18 protein-coding genes are annotated in these 14,790 nt (G+C 66.7%); 9 read left to right on the top strand and 9 right to left on the bottom strand.

Annotated elements, in window-relative coordinates; all coding sequences use genetic code 11:
* The first annotated feature begins 484 nt into the window (after positions 1-484).
* Positions 485-838, top strand: coding sequence for a hypothetical protein (locus VHD82_RS22480; RefSeq protein WP_325707200.1), 354 nt, complete (start codon positions 485-487; stop codon positions 836-838).
* 20 nt (positions 839-858) lie between these two features.
* Positions 859-1,296 carry a hypothetical protein gene (locus VHD82_RS22475; RefSeq protein WP_325707197.1) on the top strand — a complete coding sequence of 146 codons (438 nt, stop codon included), beginning with the start codon at positions 859-861 and terminating at the stop codon, positions 1,294-1,296.
* A 5-nt stretch (positions 1,297-1,301) separates the two neighbouring features.
* Here VHD82_RS22475 and VHD82_RS22470 read toward each other — a convergent pair whose 3' ends face one another.
* From VHD82_RS22470 to VHD82_RS22460, 4 genes are all read right to left on the bottom strand, one after another.
* Positions 1,302-1,844: a hypothetical protein gene (locus VHD82_RS22470; RefSeq protein WP_325707195.1), complete on the bottom strand. Its 543-nt coding sequence runs from the start codon at positions 1,842-1,844 to the stop codon at positions 1,302-1,304.
* A gap of 167 nt (positions 1,845-2,011) precedes the next feature.
* A complete protein-coding gene (locus VHD82_RS36885; RefSeq protein ID WP_414637563.1) occupies positions 2,012-2,587 on the bottom strand; it encodes a hypothetical protein in 576 nt (191 codons plus the stop codon).
* On the bottom strand, positions 2,557-3,018 hold the full coding sequence (locus tag VHD82_RS36880) for an RNA polymerase sigma factor (RefSeq protein ID WP_414637562.1): 462 nt from the start codon (positions 3,016-3,018) through the stop codon (positions 2,557-2,559). Before VHD82_RS36880 ends, VHD82_RS36885 begins: the two co-directional genes overlap by 31 nt.
* 276 nt (positions 3,019-3,294) lie before the next feature.
* The gene (locus VHD82_RS22460) at positions 3,295-4,344 is read right to left on the bottom strand and encodes a hypothetical protein (protein ID WP_325707190.1); all 1,050 of its coding nucleotides are present in this window, start codon (positions 4,342-4,344) and stop codon (positions 3,295-3,297) included.
* A 438-nt stretch (positions 4,345-4,782) separates the two neighbouring features.
* Here VHD82_RS22460 and VHD82_RS22455 point away from each other — a divergent pair, with 438 nt between their 5' ends.
* Positions 4,783-5,700 carry a DUF4268 domain-containing protein gene (locus tag VHD82_RS22455; RefSeq protein WP_325707188.1) on the top strand — a complete coding sequence of 306 codons (918 nt, stop codon included), beginning with the start codon at positions 4,783-4,785 and terminating at the stop codon, positions 5,698-5,700.
* A gap of 46 nt (positions 5,701-5,746) precedes the next feature.
* Positions 5,747-6,496 (top strand): DUF6308 family protein, encoded by a 750-nt coding sequence (locus tag VHD82_RS22450; RefSeq protein ID WP_325707185.1) that lies wholly within the window; start codon positions 5,747-5,749, stop codon positions 6,494-6,496.
* Between the two features lie 500 nt (positions 6,497-6,996).
* Here the strand turns inward: VHD82_RS22450 and VHD82_RS22445 are convergent, their stop codons facing one another.
* Positions 6,997-7,608, bottom strand: coding sequence for a TetR/AcrR family transcriptional regulator (locus VHD82_RS22445; RefSeq protein WP_325707179.1), 612 nt, complete (start codon positions 7,606-7,608; stop codon positions 6,997-6,999).
* 9 nt (positions 7,609-7,617) lie between these two features.
* Positions 7,618-7,803, bottom strand: a complete 186-nt coding sequence (locus tag VHD82_RS22440) for a hypothetical protein (RefSeq protein ID WP_325707176.1) — start codon at positions 7,801-7,803, stop codon at positions 7,618-7,620.
* A 680-nt stretch (positions 7,804-8,483) separates the two neighbouring features.
* On the opposite strand from VHD82_RS22440, the gene VHD82_RS22435 reads away from it, so the two are divergent.
* The gene (locus VHD82_RS22435; RefSeq protein ID WP_325707174.1) at positions 8,484-8,966 is read left to right on the top strand and encodes a hypothetical protein; all 483 of its coding nucleotides are present in this window, start codon (positions 8,484-8,486) and stop codon (positions 8,964-8,966) included.
* 22 nt (positions 8,967-8,988) lie between these two features.
* Here VHD82_RS22435 and VHD82_RS22430 read toward each other — a convergent pair whose 3' ends face one another.
* Entirely contained in the window at positions 8,989-9,624 is a 636-nt protein-coding gene (locus VHD82_RS22430) for a YHS domain-containing protein (RefSeq protein ID WP_325707171.1), read from the bottom strand.
* 232 nt (positions 9,625-9,856) lie between these two features.
* On the opposite strand from VHD82_RS22430, the gene VHD82_RS22425 reads away from it, so the two are divergent.
* The 4 genes from VHD82_RS22425 (at position 9,857) to VHD82_RS22410 (ending at position 12,421) form a co-directional block, all read left to right on the top strand.
* A complete protein-coding gene (locus tag VHD82_RS22425) occupies positions 9,857-10,954 on the top strand; it encodes a sensor histidine kinase (protein WP_325707168.1) in 1,098 nt (365 codons plus the stop codon).
* Entirely contained in the window at positions 10,951-11,613 is a 663-nt protein-coding gene (locus VHD82_RS22420; RefSeq protein WP_325707165.1) for a response regulator transcription factor, read from the top strand. The genes VHD82_RS22425 and VHD82_RS22420 overlap by 4 nt, the downstream gene beginning before the upstream one ends.
* Positions 11,614-11,703: 90 nt before the next feature.
* The gene (locus tag VHD82_RS22415; RefSeq protein WP_325707161.1) at positions 11,704-12,093 is read left to right on the top strand and encodes a hypothetical protein; all 390 of its coding nucleotides are present in this window, start codon (positions 11,704-11,706) and stop codon (positions 12,091-12,093) included.
* Positions 12,094-12,115: 22 nt separating this feature from the next.
* Entirely contained in the window at positions 12,116-12,421 is a 306-nt protein-coding gene (locus tag VHD82_RS22410; protein ID WP_325707158.1) for a hypothetical protein, read from the top strand.
* Positions 12,422-12,423: 2 nt separating this feature from the next.
* On the opposite strand, the gene VHD82_RS22405 is transcribed toward VHD82_RS22410, so the two are convergent.
* A complete protein-coding gene (locus tag VHD82_RS22405; RefSeq protein ID WP_325707156.1) occupies positions 12,424-13,110 on the bottom strand; it encodes a hypothetical protein in 687 nt (228 codons plus the stop codon).
* Positions 13,111-13,455: 345 nt separating this feature from the next.
* A complete protein-coding gene (locus tag VHD82_RS22400) occupies positions 13,456-14,160 on the bottom strand; it encodes a hypothetical protein (protein WP_325707153.1) in 705 nt (234 codons plus the stop codon).
* Positions 14,161-14,790 lie beyond the last annotated feature (630 nt).

The raw sequence follows: 14,790 nt of genomic DNA, 5'->3' as shown, positions 1-14,790 counted from the left end.
GGCGTAGCGCGAGAACACGCGCAATGCCGCTCGCGGTCACCGTCGCGACCAGCCACTGGCCCCCCAGGGTTTGCTGATCGTGACGCGACAGAGGAGCATCAGGATCCCGACCGAACTTCAGTAGGATTCGCCGAGCCGTACCAGAAGCTCTCCGGATTCATCCAGCAACATTCCTGTCCGCTGATCGTCTTGATGGCCGTTAACTATTCGGGTTGACGGCTGGGGGATGCCACGACGGGGAAGAACACGTACGGGGCGTCCGCACCGCGGTGACAGACGGCCACGAGACGATGGGGTGGCGCCACGTCCTCACGAATGTGGTGCCAGTCAGGTAGGCGCGCGGTTGCCGACGGCGTGGCCAACCTAACCGGACATAACGGGCGCCACGGCGGCGATCGCTAACAGTTCCGCAACAGCGCGTCTTGGCGGGCGCGGACCGGTGTCTCTCGAGTGACGGTGTGTCGATCATCGGGACGCGAGAGAGATGACTGAATCTGGCCGAGATGGCGCTGGGCAACGCTCGGGCCATCCGGAGCGACGGTGGTGGCTGCGCCGCGCCGCCCTGAGTGGTGCCGTTGCGCTGCTCGTGTTCGCTGTCATCACCGTCGCCGGTGTCGGCAAGAGCGAGCACACCAGCGTGGAGAAGTACGGCGGGGCGGTTCCCAAGCAGACGGCCACGCCCAGCCAGAGCCGCCCCACGACGACGCCGCTCTCACCCACGACCGCCTCCACCGGCACGCCGGGGGCCGCCTCGACGGCTTCGCCGTCGCCGGAGGTCCACAACGGCCGCGACAGCGACACCGTGACCACCAACTGGCCGCGAAACTCGGGTTCGTGACATTCGACTGCCGTCACTGCGTGGGCGACGTCGAAGTGGCAACCGATGGTTCGGTACCGGTGCTGATCAGCACGACAGGCCCCTACCTCGGTACCCGGTGGATCAACATCTACGACGGCTCGCGCACCACCACCTTTGCCATCACGGCCGCAGGACCTTGGAAATTGACGATCAAGGGCTTGCGCTCACTGGCGACGCACACGACCACCGCATCCGGCAGCGGTGATGCAGTCGTGTTTCTCGCCGGCAAAGTCCACAAAGCAGTGATCGACAACGATGGGACCCGCACGTTCAACGTCAACGCGCTGTCGGCCTCCGCCGGGCTCGACGTCCCCGTGCACACGACCGGCCGGTTCCACGGCACGGTAGCACTCCGTGGCCCCGTGCTCGTGCAAGTGATCTCCAATGGCAAGTGGAGCATCCACGGCTCGTCACCCTCGAGCGCTGTTGACAGCTAATCCTCTCATCGAGATGACGTGCCCACCAAACCGGTGTTGTAGGCGACCGTGGCGAGACTGGTGTAGCCGAGGGCGCCGTCTTGGGCGCTGTTGCAGGACTGGAACACCGCCAGGTTGAACTTCGCCATCTGGCTCTCGTATGGATAGTTGACCAAGGTGACCTGGCGGCACGGGAATCCGGCCGAGCACACCGTGGCCGGCCCCTGGAACTGGGCGGCACTCGGATCGCCGAGGAGCCCCGTCATCGTGGTGCTGTTTGGATCAGACCCGGCGAAGGCCGAGGACACCGCGGTGCACGCGGTTGCTGTCGCGCACACTACGAGGGCGTGCCAGGCGTGGTAGAAGATCGCGTCGGTGCCTTCCTGCGATAGCGGCGGGGTCGCGTCGGTGTTGGTGAACCCGCTGGCCGCATACCCGCGGCGTTCAAGGCGTTCATGCAGTAGCTGGCGGCGTAGCGGGTATCCAGCCCGTCGAAATAGTTGCCGTCCACGCACGACGCCGTGGGCACCGTGCTCGCCACCGCCGGCGCAGCGGTTGCTGGCAGCCACGCTCCCAGCACCGCGGCGACCAGGACCACAACGCGACGGACTCTTCGTCTCTTCAACCCGGAACCTCCCGACACCGTGTTCATCGCCGCAGGGAAACGGCGCTGTCGTTCTCTCTACGGTTGCCGGGGCGGTCGTCAGTCGGTCGCGATGAAAAAAGTTTGGCCGGGCTACAGGCCGGGCGCAGGCGCCACGTCTGTGGCGACGTCAGGCTGGACGGGTACGACGGCCGACGGCATCACCGTGCCGACGACCGTCGCCCGGGCCGGGGCGGTCACCGGTAACGTCACCACTGGGGCCGGAGGCAGTGCCGGAAGGCTCGAGGAGGGTGGCGGTCCAGGTGCTGCCGCGGCCGACGTGCTCTCGAGTCGCGGAACCGGCGCTGCGGCTGGCGGAAGGTCCTGCTGTCGCGGTGCGCCCTCCGCCGACGTCGTCGACACCGTAGGGCGCGCCGGCCCAGCCGCCGTCAGCTGATCGTTCGCAGGTGTTGTGAGGCCGGTGCCGTTGGCTACAGCCGGCACGAGGAGCGTGCCCACCGTGACCAGGACCGCCACCGCGCTCGTCGATGCGAGCATCACCGGCTGGGCGGTGACGTACCGGCCCGCCCGGGTGATCACGGTCCGGCCGAACACGAGCACCGTCGCGGCGAGCGTCCCCAACAGTGTCCGCATCGTGACACGGGCCCGCGCCAGCAACGACTCCGCGGTAGTGCGTGTCACCGCCAGGCGGGCCGCAACCTCCGGCACCGACAGCCCCTGAGCCCGCAACCGCAGGGCATCGGCCTGTCGCGCCGGCAACTCGCCAACGCCCTCACGGCCCACGCCGCGTGTGCCCGGTCGCACACTTGCTCGTCCGCCGACGGGTCCACCGGGGCCGCCGTCACCGCAGCGGCCCGCGACGTCCAGCGCAGTTCCACGGCGCGGGCACGGTGCAGGTCCACGCACAATCGAACAGTGACGGCGGTCAGCCAGGCACCGACACGGCCGTCCTCGAGATTGGCGAACCGGGCGGCGCGCACCAGCGCTTCGGACACCACATCCTCCGCGTCATGGATGTTGCCCACACGCCGCGCGGCAATCCGAACCAACTCCGGCCTGTGTCGCCACACCAGCTCCCACCGCCGCGGCGACACGCCCACCGGGGGTCTCGCACCGTCCGCGTCACCCCCATCAGACATGCACTCAATCTCCCCAGCAGCGCCCATATCGCAACGATCCCGACCTATGCGCCGTTTCGAACCGACCGGCGAACCCGTTAGCCACATAGCTGGGCAACCACCCGGACGGCCCCGCGAACACCACCCGAACAGCCCAGTCCCCTGCATATCGTCACAGCCTCCTTTGCCGGCGGCTTCAAGGACAAGCGCGCGCTGGCCCTGGCGAAGACGTTCCGCAAGGCCGGGGTGCTCACCGAACTCGGGGAGCACCGGTGATTCGGTCAACAGGTCAAACGCTCATTTATTCTTGAGCAGGTGCTCGAAGTCGGCGCGCGCGGCCGCGAGATCGACAGGGCCTCCAGCCAACTCGGCGAGCAACTTGTCAATGGGCCAGGTGGCGCAGTACCCGAAACGGGCACTGAAGAGGCCCAATTCAGTTATCTGGTACGAGTCTGTGAAGTCGAGCAATGCATAGCCGATCAGCTGGTAGAGATCCTTTCTCTCCAGCGAGCACCACCGGGTTCCGTCGGGCCGCTTGCTCCCCAGCCCAGTCTTGAGGTCCAGCAGCAGGCCGCTGGCGATCAGGTCAGCATCGGCACCCCCGATCAGGCGCGACCCGGCGAACCAGGGGCCGAGCGCCCACAGCCCTGCGCGGGCGGCGAGCTGCGGGATCAGGATTGCCTCAAAGACCTCGCGAAGTTGGGCGAGTTGTTCCAGCGCGGCTGGAGAAGCCAGCGACAGCAACTCATCGACGGTCACAGCCGGCTGCTGACGTGACGAGTCGGCATCGGCGCGGTAAAATGGCGCGAGCGGGCTGTTCATCAGCGCCCTGGAGCCAGCGCGATACACCTCGGTGAGTAGGGCAAGTGCCCAGCAACCACGCATCAGCAGTTCAGGGTCACTGTCGTTGCCCACGACCGGGCCTGTGAAGGCGACGGGCTGCTCTGGCGCGCCGGGGTCGGCCACGGCAACCAGATCCGCAATTTCGGCCAGCACCAGCTCATACGCATCACCGGGGGCGACTCCGATCCCTCCGGTGTAGGGGCGGGGCGCAGCACCAAGCCTCGTCGCCAAATCAGCAACGGCGCGCACCATCTTCGGCCCGACGTACCTGGCGGCACCAGCCATCGCTAGGTGGACGTCCGGTTCGGGGTGCAGAAGAAACCGCAAGAGCCAGTCGGCGGCCGTTCCGACCGTGCCCGCGTTGGCGCCATTGCTGGATATCCGGAGCGGCCCGGCAGCCTCGCGGTACTGACGCGCGACTTCTTTGGTGTTACCGAAGCGGTCCGCCAGGAAGCGATACACCGGCGACTTCGGGTTTTGAATCTCTCGCGTCAGGGCTCGCATGTCGTCAGCTTCGTCAGTAGCGCGGGTTTGCGCGCCGAACGCTACGGCAGGGCACCGACACAAATACGCGCGCACGTTGCCAGCTGGTTCTGCTACGAACAAGCTCGTTGAACGCGTCGTCAGGCGCTTACCCCTTCTACGCCAGGTCTTCGGCAAGTGCCGGGACTTTGGCAAACACGCCCACGGCCGAGCGGACTCAACGAGATCGGGGTGCTCCCCGACGATAGTTCAGCACCCCACCGGTGGCGCGCCCGTGGCGCAGTCGCGCCAAGGGCGCCCAACACCTCGCAGATCAGCACCGCGATCCCTTCGCCCGCCTTCCGGAGTGCTGGGTTCCCCATGGCGGACACCCCCGAAATGTCACACATCGCTCATACACTCCCCCACATGACAGAAGGTGCTAGCGAAGGGTCCACCCGGCTCGGACGACTCGAACCCGTGCCCCTGCGCGAGGTGTGGCTGCACGAGGCGCGAGATTTCACGCCGTGGCTGCTCGCCAACGCGGATGCGCTCGGTGAAGCGCTCGACATGGACCTGGCGATCGCGGCCGCCGAGCATCCGGTGGGCGACTTCTCCCTTGACCTCGTGGGCACCGACCTCCGCACCGACGAGCGCGTCATCATCGAGAACCAGCTCGAGGCGACGGACCACTCGCACCTGGGCCAGCTGCTCACATACGCTGCCGGGACCGACGCAGTCAACGTCGTGTGGGTCGCCAAGGAGTTCCGTGAGGAGCATCGCGCCGCCTTGGACTGGCTCAATGCCCGTACCGATCCTGACACGCGGTTCTTCGGCATCGAGGTCTCGGCGGTGCGCATCGGCGGCTCACTGCCTGCGCCCTTGTTCCGGGTCACGGCGCAACCCAACGATTGGGGTAAATCCGTGCGGACACGAACCCACTCTCACGACGGGAACACGACAGATCGCAATCTGCTGTATGCCGAGTTCTGGGACCGCTATCTCGACGCATTACGCGAAGCTGGACTGCCCTGGACCCGTGCTCGCAAGGGACCACAACAAAATTGGCTCCCCGCGCCCAGCGGTGTCTCGTACGTCGACTTCACGGTCTCGTTCGGCCGGCAAGGACCACTCTCCGAGATCTACTTCGGCCATCCCGAGCCCGAAGTCAACACCAAGCGGTTCAACCAGATCATGGTGGCACGCGAGAAACTGGAGACGACGTATGGCACAACGCTGTCGTTCGAGCCGCTGGACGGGCGGAAAGGTTGCCGAATCGGCGACCGGCGAGCGGGCTCGATCATCAACCAGCCGGAGTGGCCGACCTACATCGAGTGGTTCATCGACAGCCAGCGGCGGCTTCGTAGCGCGGTAGCCGCCGTCGGCGGCATCCCGTAAGAGCCGACACCGCACGACGCGGGCGAAACCAGCGACAAGCGGCTCGATGCCGATCATCGCCGCCAGGACGATACCCAAGACACCCACAAAGGAGCCGAACAACGTGTCGACCGCTTACTCCCTCAGTGAACCGACCGCAGAGACCTACGTACTGCAGCATCAGCTCCTCGACCGTTGCGTCTCCGGTGGCTGGCGCGACGAGTCGGTCGAAGCGTTGCGACAGTACTTCCACGAAGATGGCCCAGCTGGGAGCTTGTACAGCGGGAGGCGTTTCGAACGCCTGGCCGGGGGCGGAGACGCGCCTGACGTTCTGAACGTCGTCACGCCCGCCGACGTGCTGGCACTGAGCTTCCTGAGCATCGCCGACCGGCTGCCTGCGGTCACCATCGACGTCACCGAAACCCACGCCGACGAGATCACGAAGCTCCTCGTCCAGATCCCGACGAACCTGGCCATGCCCGAGGCCCCCTGGGAGCTCTACGCCCCGGGATCACCGGCTGCCGACCTCTGGGCGCTGCTCTGCCGCTGCGGCGGCCACTACCGCTGGGTGACGGCTACCAAACTCCTGGCCCGCAAGCGACCGCACCTGTTGCCGGTCTACGACAACGAGGTCGCCAAACTACTCGACCAACCCAGCAGCTTCTGGGCCTGCCTGTGGACCTGGTTCCACGACAACCCGAGCCGACAGGAAGCCCTGGCCAAGCTGCGCGACGAGGCCGGCGAGATCGACGACATCAGCCTGCTGCGCTGCATGGACGTGGTGCTATGGATGCGGGCCACCAAGTCGGGTCGATAACGCACGCCGCGCACCAAGCTTCGTCACCTTGACCAACCCGCGCATAGCACCGCCACGGCACGATATTCGAGACCCTACGTCACCGGCCTCGCGCTCTATCGCGTCAGCAGGCAGCCCAAGCATCCGGGGCCGAGCCGCGAACCCGCTTCCGGCCAGCAGTCGGCACCCTCCCGACGGCACGACGGTGAATACACGGGCGTCGGGCGCTGGGGCCAGTGCGAGTACCGAACGACATCGTGGTACTGGGGCCCGAAAATGTCAGGCGTTCTTCCAAACCTTACCGACATAACGGAGGACGCCGACGAAACGCCCGCCGGCCGCGGATATGGCGATCGATGGCCGGTGAACCAGCTAATAGCGGAGACCATGATCACGTGTTCCGACACCAGATGCAGGCAGAACCTGCTACCTGTCACCGACACCACCCACCGGGGCTTGACGGCATCGACCGCCGTTGCCTTGCGGACATTTCCGACCCGATCACGGCGCTCGGTACGCGGTCACCGCCGCGCCGCAGGGGTGCTGGTCACGGCTGCCGCGACGGCTCTCCAAGAAATCGAGTGCGGGTCCAGATGCCATTCGGCCATCAGCCCGTAAAGAGTGGCGGTGAACAGGCGGGCCGCGAGGGCGGGGTCGGTGGTGCCGGTCCATTCGCCAGCCGCAATACCTGCTCGGAACAGGTCTTCAAGTTGCTCGTGAGTACGGGTGTTAGAGGCACGGACGGCGGTGGCGATCTCGGGGTGGTAGGCGGCGAGCGTGCGGGCCTCCATCAGTACCCGGCAAGTGTCGGGCTGGTCGACGACATGCGCTCCCACTGTCGTCGCGACGGTGTGTAGCACACGACGCGGGGACCGTCGCTCGTGTTCGGGCAGCGCGTCGAGGGCGGCGTCGACCCGGTCGGCGAGCCCGCAGTCCCACTCGGCGTAGAGGGCGAGGAACAACGCCTGCTTGCTCGGGAAGTACAGGTACGGGGTGCCTTTGGACACGCCGGCCTCAGTGGCGACGTCGGCCATCGTCGTGGCGTGGTAGCCGGCGCGGGCGAAACAGCGCACGGCGGCGGCGACGATCTGGGCGCGGCGCGCGGAGCGTGTGGTGTCGGCGAGCCTCGGCATGACGATGTTCTACCGCAACGCCCGCCGCCCGGTCCGCGCCGCCACCACCGCCTCCAGGGCGTAGCCTGCACCGAGGATCACCAGGAAGGCCGCTGACTCCATGGTCACATCGAACCAGGACAGGCCCGCACGAGGCATGACGGCGGCGGTCAGACCGAACGTGCCCAGTGGTGTCCATCCCCACCCGGTGACCACACAGTGAGTTTCCCGGCAGTGCCAGAAGTTCAGCACACAGTAGGTCCCAAGGAACAATACCCACGCACTCGCAACGGCCAGTCCGGCGCGTTCGGGCAGCGCACCGCCCAGGGCGAATGAGCCGACGGTCAGGACGACGGTGACCCAACCGCGCGTCAGGTGCTCGACAACGCGGATATATGACGCGACCCACCGGCCGGGACCAGCGGTGTCCCCTACCGGTAGAGCGCAAGCCCGCCTTCGCCTCGCCGGTGTTTCCGTCCGAACAAACGATTCTCGATCCATCAGCCCTCCAAGATGACTGACCAGACAGTCATTTTAGGTTGCACTGGAGGCACCGTCAACGCTGAGTTGGTCGAGCACGCCAAGGGTCAGCCCGAAGTCCGCAGTTACCGCCGATCTTGCGAGCGGACCCGCCGCCCCGCACACCGGAATCGACGGCGGCACACACCCTCCTCCCGACTCCGGCCACATTCCTGACGCACCCACATACTCCGGCCGTCATCGACGAACCCGTGCCCGCTCCCCGGCGCGAGTGCCGACCAGAGTTCCCGGCGCGCCGACCGTAAAGATTCCGTAAAGATCCCCGCGAAGCAACCCGCCACCGCATTCTCCTCCGCCACAACGTCGGCACCGGTTCGGCACTTCACCGCAGATTTGCTCTGTGCAATCATTGCTCTGTGCATAAGAGGGTCGGCGACGATGTAGCATTCGAAGAGCTCGAACAGCGCTTGTCCGATGACCTCTTGGAGGCCGTCCAGGATAGCTTGCGCGCCTGCTCTCCACTGCCCGCGCGCCGGTTCGCCGAGAGGGTGCTCGTGGCCGACCAGTCCGTCTCCCGTGAGTCGCCCGATGCTGCGGCGCTTGGACTGTCCGTGGCCTTTCTGACCCTGACGCGGTGGATCACTGCGGCGACGGCCACTGCGGGCGTGACCAAGCCCGAACGGAGGGCAGTTGATTGGGCGCATGAGGTTCTTGGCCCCACCTGTGGCCGGGCGGCCGCCCGCGCCGCAACCCTCGTCGGTTTCCGCGATGCCCCGAGCCGGCTCGCTCTGCTCGACGACCTGGCTGACGAACTTTTGCCGGCGTTGATCTGGCTCGCGGCGGGACTCGTGGCCGAGTACGGCCACGGCGACCCGTCCTGGCTGCGACATGACGCCTGACCGGTTCGCCACGGGCTGGTGCTCACTGCGGGTGTGGCACCGCGATCTGGTGGTCTTCGACGAATACGTCGTAGCATCCAGAGTTGCAGAAGGCGTAGCGAGTCCCGTCGTAGTCGAGGGTGGCGTCGGCATGCTCGAACGGCACTGTCATCCCGCAGGTCGGGTCCAGGCCGGTTCCCGGTGGGAGATCACTGGGCGAGCGCGGGGCGTCTCGGTGTGGTTTCGTGATGATCCTGACCAGGTCGGCCTCGCCCAGTGGCCGGCCCATCGTCCCAGCCACGCCGTCGGGCAACCCCAGCACGTGAATCCAGCAGGCTGGTTCGTCATACAACCGGGACGGCTGCTGGTCGATATCGGCGAGCACCTTCGTGAACGCCTTCACCAGATGTGGGCCCATCTCCGCGCGCCAGTTTTCCGGCACCGTGACTCGGATCAGGTACGGGGGCGGCGTCCCCGGTGCCAGTGCGTGCCCGGCCGTGTACCAGTCGGTCGTCTCGCGAAAGAGCACATGGCACAGAGACCGTCCGGCGTCGATCACGGCTTCGGGCGCGCCGCTGTCACCGGCCTGCATCACGTCGGTCACCAGCCGATCACCCAGCACGTGGCGCTGATCCGCGGTCAACGCGCCCGGTGGATAGAGGACCTCGACGAACATCATGGGCTTCGCTCCCCTCGTGGGTTCCGTTGAGGACGATCCTCGCCCTCAACGTGAAGCTCGCGCATCGGACGGCGGGAGGCAATCGCTGGGCGACCCCGGAAGCAGGTCGATTCGGGTCCTACTTCGCTGGTAGTAGTGCGATCCACTACCGCCGGAGAACGCCGCCGACGAACAGGGCGGGCTATGGTTCGCCCATGGAACACGACCGGGGTGGCCGGCGCCCGCGCGCGATGTGGCGCTCGCGGTCGGCGTCGCCGCGCTCGCGGTGACCGACGCCGCCCTCGGGTCCCACCGGCCGGACGTCCTGGACTACGGGCTGCTGCTGGCGGGCACGCTGGTCATCGCTGGTCGCCAGCGCGCGCCACGCACGGTGCTGCTGGTGTCGGTGGTGCTCGTGCTCGCCTACACCGCGCGGGCCGAGCCGGGCCCGATCGCGACGGTGCCCGTGCTCATCGCGGTGTACACCGTGGTCGCCGCCGGGCACCGGCGGCTCGCGACCGCGGTGACGGTGCCGCTGGTGGTCATCGCCGTGCTATCCGATCTCGCGAAGTCCAGCGGGCCCGCTGGGCAGGCCGTCCAGGCCGCGATCCTTCCAGTGGGCTGGTTCGTCGCCGCCTTCGTGCTCGGCGAGGCCAGCCGCCACCGTCGCGCGTACCTCACCGAGGCGCGGCGGCGGGCCGACGAGGCCGAGCGCACCCGTGAGGCGGTCGCGCTGCGCCGCGCCGACGAGGAGCGATTGCGGATCGCGCGGGAGCTGCACGATTCGCTCACCCACACCATCTCGGTGATCAAGGTCCAAGCCGGTGTCGCCGTGCATCTGGCGCGTAAGCACGGCGAGGAGGTCCCGCAAGCTCTGGTGGCCGTGGAAGAAGCGAGCCAGGAGGCGATGCGGGAGCTGCGCGCCACGCTGGAGGTCCTGCGCGAACCAGGCCAAGACGGCACATCCGGGCTCGACCGGTTGCCGGCCCTCGTGGAACGGTCGGCGACCGCGGGGCCGCCGGCGACCTTGAAGGTCGAGGGGCAGCCGTGCCCGCTGCCGCCCGAGGTCGACCGTGCCGCGTACCGGATCGTGCAGGAGGCTCTCACCAACGTCGCCAAGCATGCCGGCGCGACGACCGCCTGGGTCAACGTCACCTACAACCCTGGCGCACTGACCGTACGGATCGAGGACAACGGGACCGCAGCGGCCGACAGTCGTGTCGCGCCGGGAATGGGGCTGGCCGGTATGCGCGAGCGGGTGAGCGCGCTCGGCGGGCGGCTGGTCGCCGCACCGCGCCCCGGCGGTGGGTTCGCAGTGGAAGCCGCGCTGCCGCTGGAGGAGGCGCGGTGATCCGGGTGCTGCTCGTGGACGACCAGCCGCTCATCCGGGCCGGGTTCCGCGCACTCCTCGAGGCCGAAGACGACATCGAGGTCATCGGCGAGGCGGCCGACGGAGCCGCCGGCACCGACCTTGCCGCGCGGCACAAACCGGGCGTGGCGCTGATCGACATCCAGATGCCCACGGTGGACGGGATCGAGGCGACCCGGCGGATCGCGGCGGACCCTCAACTCGGCGAGGTACACGTCGTGATCCTCACCAACTACGGCCTCGACGAGTACGTGTTCGACGCCTTACGCGCCGGGGCTGCCGGGTTCCTCGTCAAGGACATCGAACCCGCCGACCTCATCACCGCGGTGCGGATCGCGGCCCGCGGTGAGGCACTCCTGTCGCCGGCGATCACCAGGAAACTCATCAGCACGTTCATCGCACGCCCACCGCAACCGGCGTGTCACGGGACGCTGGACGTCCTGACACCACGGGAACGTGAGGTCGTCGCCCTGGTCGCCCGTGGCCTGTCCAACAGCGACATCGCCGAACACATGGTGATCAGCCCGACCACCGCGAAAACCCACGTCAGCCGCGCCATGCAAAAGCTGGCCGCCCGCGACCGCGCCCAACTGGTCGTCCTGGCCTACGAAACCGGGCTCGTCCAGCCGGGGCAGCCATAGCGCCGGAGAACACTGACAGCACCCCTGGACAAAGTTTGCATCATGCTTCCATCATCGAAACGCCTCATATGGGCTATTCGACGACGGGAGTTGAGCGCGGTGCGGAACCCGGGCAGCGACCGGACACCGCTGGAACTCGAATACGCCTGCTGGCGCGCCGTCATCGAAGGACGCGCACTCGAGGTCTACCGCCACGTCATGGCGTCCGACGCTCGCGTCTTCCTGCCTGAACGGTACTTCCACCGGCGCGAAGCCCTCGCGGAATGGGTGACCACGCTCGAGTGGCACCAGTTCAGATTCACCGGCGAGCGAATGCTGCCGATCACCGAATCGATCACGCTAGCCACCTACGATGCCGTCGCCGACCAAGCCGACTCCACGGTGCCGTTGCGCTGTTCCAGTCTCTACGTGTGGCGCGAATCCAGGTGGCAACTGACCTTGCACCAGCGCAGACCCCTCGCAGCCACCACAGGCGGCTGAGGATCTCAGTGAGCCTTTGAGGATGCTGATCGTGCGCGAACTGCTGCACGGCGACCGGACACCGATCATGCTGGCGCAAGCCCGCCCGGGGCCGGCCCAACGAGCGCGGTCCGGGTCGGTCGCGGCGGCTGTGCGCCGCCGGGCTGGCCGAAGAATCCGCCAGAGTGTCGCGGTGCACCCGGTGGCCATCCAAATTGGATTCGCCGCGGTGCCACCGCCGCGCCACTGGTGGCAGGTGGTGGCCGCTGAGGTGTCGGCGCGGCCCGTCAATCCCGGGCTCCCCGAGTCGATTCGGATCGACTACGCTTTCCGCGCTGGGGTGTGCTGACATCAGCTCGTCGGCGCCGGGGACGGCGGTGGCAGCGACATGCTGGTCATCGGGTACGGGCCAGGCGGGGACGACGGAATGACGAACGACTCCCGCGGCGGTGTGACCGTCGGCGGCAGCGGTGGGTAGGAAAGTGGCGCGAAAGTCGGAGCTGGCGGAGGAATCGGCGTGGCTAGCGGTGGGAACGTTGGGCTAGCCAGCGGGGGCGTCACCAACCCGGTGCCAGGGGGCAGCGGCTGGGCATAGGTCGTCGTGGGGAGCGCTGGTTGGAGGACGGCTGGCGGCACGCCGCTGTTCAGAACCACACCGAGGTTCTTCCAATCATCCTGCCATTGACTGATTTTGTCGTTAACCACCACGACGCTCCACACCCCCAGCAGGGCGGCACCGAAGGCGAAAATCAGTCCGATTATCGGTAGGGAAAACCGAACCGCAGGGTCCTGACCGGCGTGGTACACGCCGAATGCACCGAACGTCAATGCGACGATCCCGCACACAATCGCAAGAATGCCGAGGATGGGGATCAGGCCGAGTACCTTGCCCAGCGATCCAAAGGCCCTGGTCTTAAGGCCGATGATCGGGATGGCGCCGAGAACGACCCCAACGCCCCCAACCGTGAGGGCGGTAACACCAACACCATTGTGCCGACCGCCGAGGAGGACCGGTTCGCCCGGCATAGTTGTCGTCACCGGCAGAGACTAAACGGAACGGATTGTGTGGATCAACTAAACGTTGGATCACGATCCACCGCCTCAGCGAGCCAACCCGCCTGCTTCGGCGCGCCGCCGCTGCCGCCAAGAGAGATCGCCGCCTGGTCATGCCAGTTGGGCGCTCAGGCCACTCGCACCAGCTGCCGGGTCGCCGCCGTCTTGTCATATGGCGGCATGACGTGCGTTACACCACTGTCAGCAAGGCTCCATTCGGTAACGATGATCGGCGTGAAGCCCGCGACAAACGGCCATGTACACCTTTTCGGACTGAATTCTCGTGACTGTCCGTCACAAAACGGCAGGGTAAAGGCGGCCCTGGAGCCGCTACCTGGAACACGTACGAGGCCCAGTCGCGTGAGCGGTGATCAGCCACTGCCCCTTCTCGACCTTGGTCACCGTGAACACCCCGAGCGCCGGGCCGCCGCTGATCGTGAAGTCGCACGAGTCGATAGCGATGGTGGTTGCGTTCGGGTCGTACTGCTCCGGGAAAATCGACTCGGCGTAGTCGTTCACGTTCGTGACCTGACTGTGCAGTCCGAGCACCGCCTGGCGACAGTCGGGGTAGCCGACGTCGCGAGCGAAGGTGTCCTGCGTCGCGGTGTCGAAACGCCCGCAGGCCTGGTCGGGCTGGTCCTGCCCAATCGTTTCGTAGACCGCTCGAACCGCTTCGTACGGTTGCGTCGTCAGAATCTTGTTGGCGTGGTACGTACCGCCGCCAGTCTCGGTGCCTTTGTCACAGCCCTGGATCACCTGGTCGGCTTCCTGGCGAATCTTCAGGGCCCGCTGTTCGCCGGTCAGCGCGAGCACGTCTTGCCGCTGGTTGCCATAGGTGGGGTCGAGGCTGGTCGGCTGCCCGGTGTCGAGATAGCGGGCGACGGTCTGCCCCTGCGCCGCGCAGGCGGGCGACTGGGCTTCAATCAATTGGTATGTCGACGGGGCAGTCGTACTGCTGGCGGTGGTGAGGTTCGGTGAGGTGCAGGCGGCGCAGAGCGCAATGATCGCCGCTGCAACCAGCATGACTTTGCGCACGGTGCTCCCGACTCTTGCGGCCACTTCGGCCTGGCAGATCGTAGTCGTTGCCTTATGCGCCGCTTCCGCCACCTGCAGTTGAACACTACTTGCCCTACGAGCTCGCAAGCACCTGGAAATCAACGGTCTTTTCACCCGGCTGCACCCCATGTGGTGGTGACAATTCCGGTAAACGTGTAGCCGCATCTGTTGTGATCGGAAGTCCTCATCGGTGAGACCGAGACTGCGAAAACTCGACCCCGCCCGAACCAGATGAGGCACCACCGTTTCGCGAGGCGCACCGAACCGACCACGCAGCCAAATCCCGGATCGTCGCACCGGCCCCGCAACGGGCCCACAACTCGGCCCGCAGCGCCGGCCTAACCGAGGTTTGAGGCTTCTCAAGTGCGCCCAGGTTACCGGCCCCAATGGTCGGTTAGCCGCCTCCCGGCACTCTACTCACGCCACGGCCTGAGCAGGGATTTCGCGGCTGGGGTGAGGTCGCATGTGAGGGTGGTGGAACGGAGGATCCTCTCGATCCCCGTTCATGAGCGGACCTTGTCCATTCCGTGTCGCTAGTGACCGCCATCGACCGTAGAGCTGGGAACAGCGCGAGACCACATATCTCATGCGTACAGCAAGAGTTGTTCT

It is taken from the genome of Amycolatopsis sp., assembly GCF_035546795.1.
Taxonomy (GTDB): Bacteria; Actinomycetota; Actinomycetes; order Mycobacteriales; family Pseudonocardiaceae; genus Amycolatopsis_E.
The sequence above is the reverse complement of the archived record's forward strand: the minus strand, read 5'-3'. Positions and strand labels throughout refer to the sequence as shown.

Bases quoted from the DNA above. Each gene is read 5' to 3' on its own strand.
- VHD82_RS22460 (WP_325707190.1), bottom strand. From the start codon at position 4,344: ATGCGAGCCCTGACGCGAGAGATTCAAAACCCGAAGTCGCCGGTGTAT.
- VHD82_RS22410 (WP_325707158.1), top strand. From the start codon at position 12,116: ATGCTGATCGTGCGCGAACTGCTGCACGGCGACCGGACACCGATCATG.
- VHD82_RS22450 (WP_325707185.1), top strand. From the start codon at position 5,747: ATGCCGATCATCGCCGCCAGGACGATACCCAAGACACCCACAAAGGAG.
- VHD82_RS22445 (WP_325707179.1), bottom strand. From the start codon at position 7,608: ATGCCGAGGCTCGCCGACACCACACGCTCCGCGCGCCGCGCCCAGATC.
- VHD82_RS22480 (WP_325707200.1), top strand. From the start codon at position 485: ATGACTGAATCTGGCCGAGATGGCGCTGGGCAACGCTCGGGCCATCCG.
- VHD82_RS22430 (WP_325707171.1), bottom strand. From the start codon at position 9,624: ATGATGTTCGTCGAGGTCCTCTATCCACCGGGCGCGTTGACCGCGGAT.
- VHD82_RS36880 (WP_414637562.1), bottom strand. From the start codon at position 3,018: ATGTCTGATGGGGGTGACGCGGACGGTGCGAGACCCCCGGTGGGCGTG.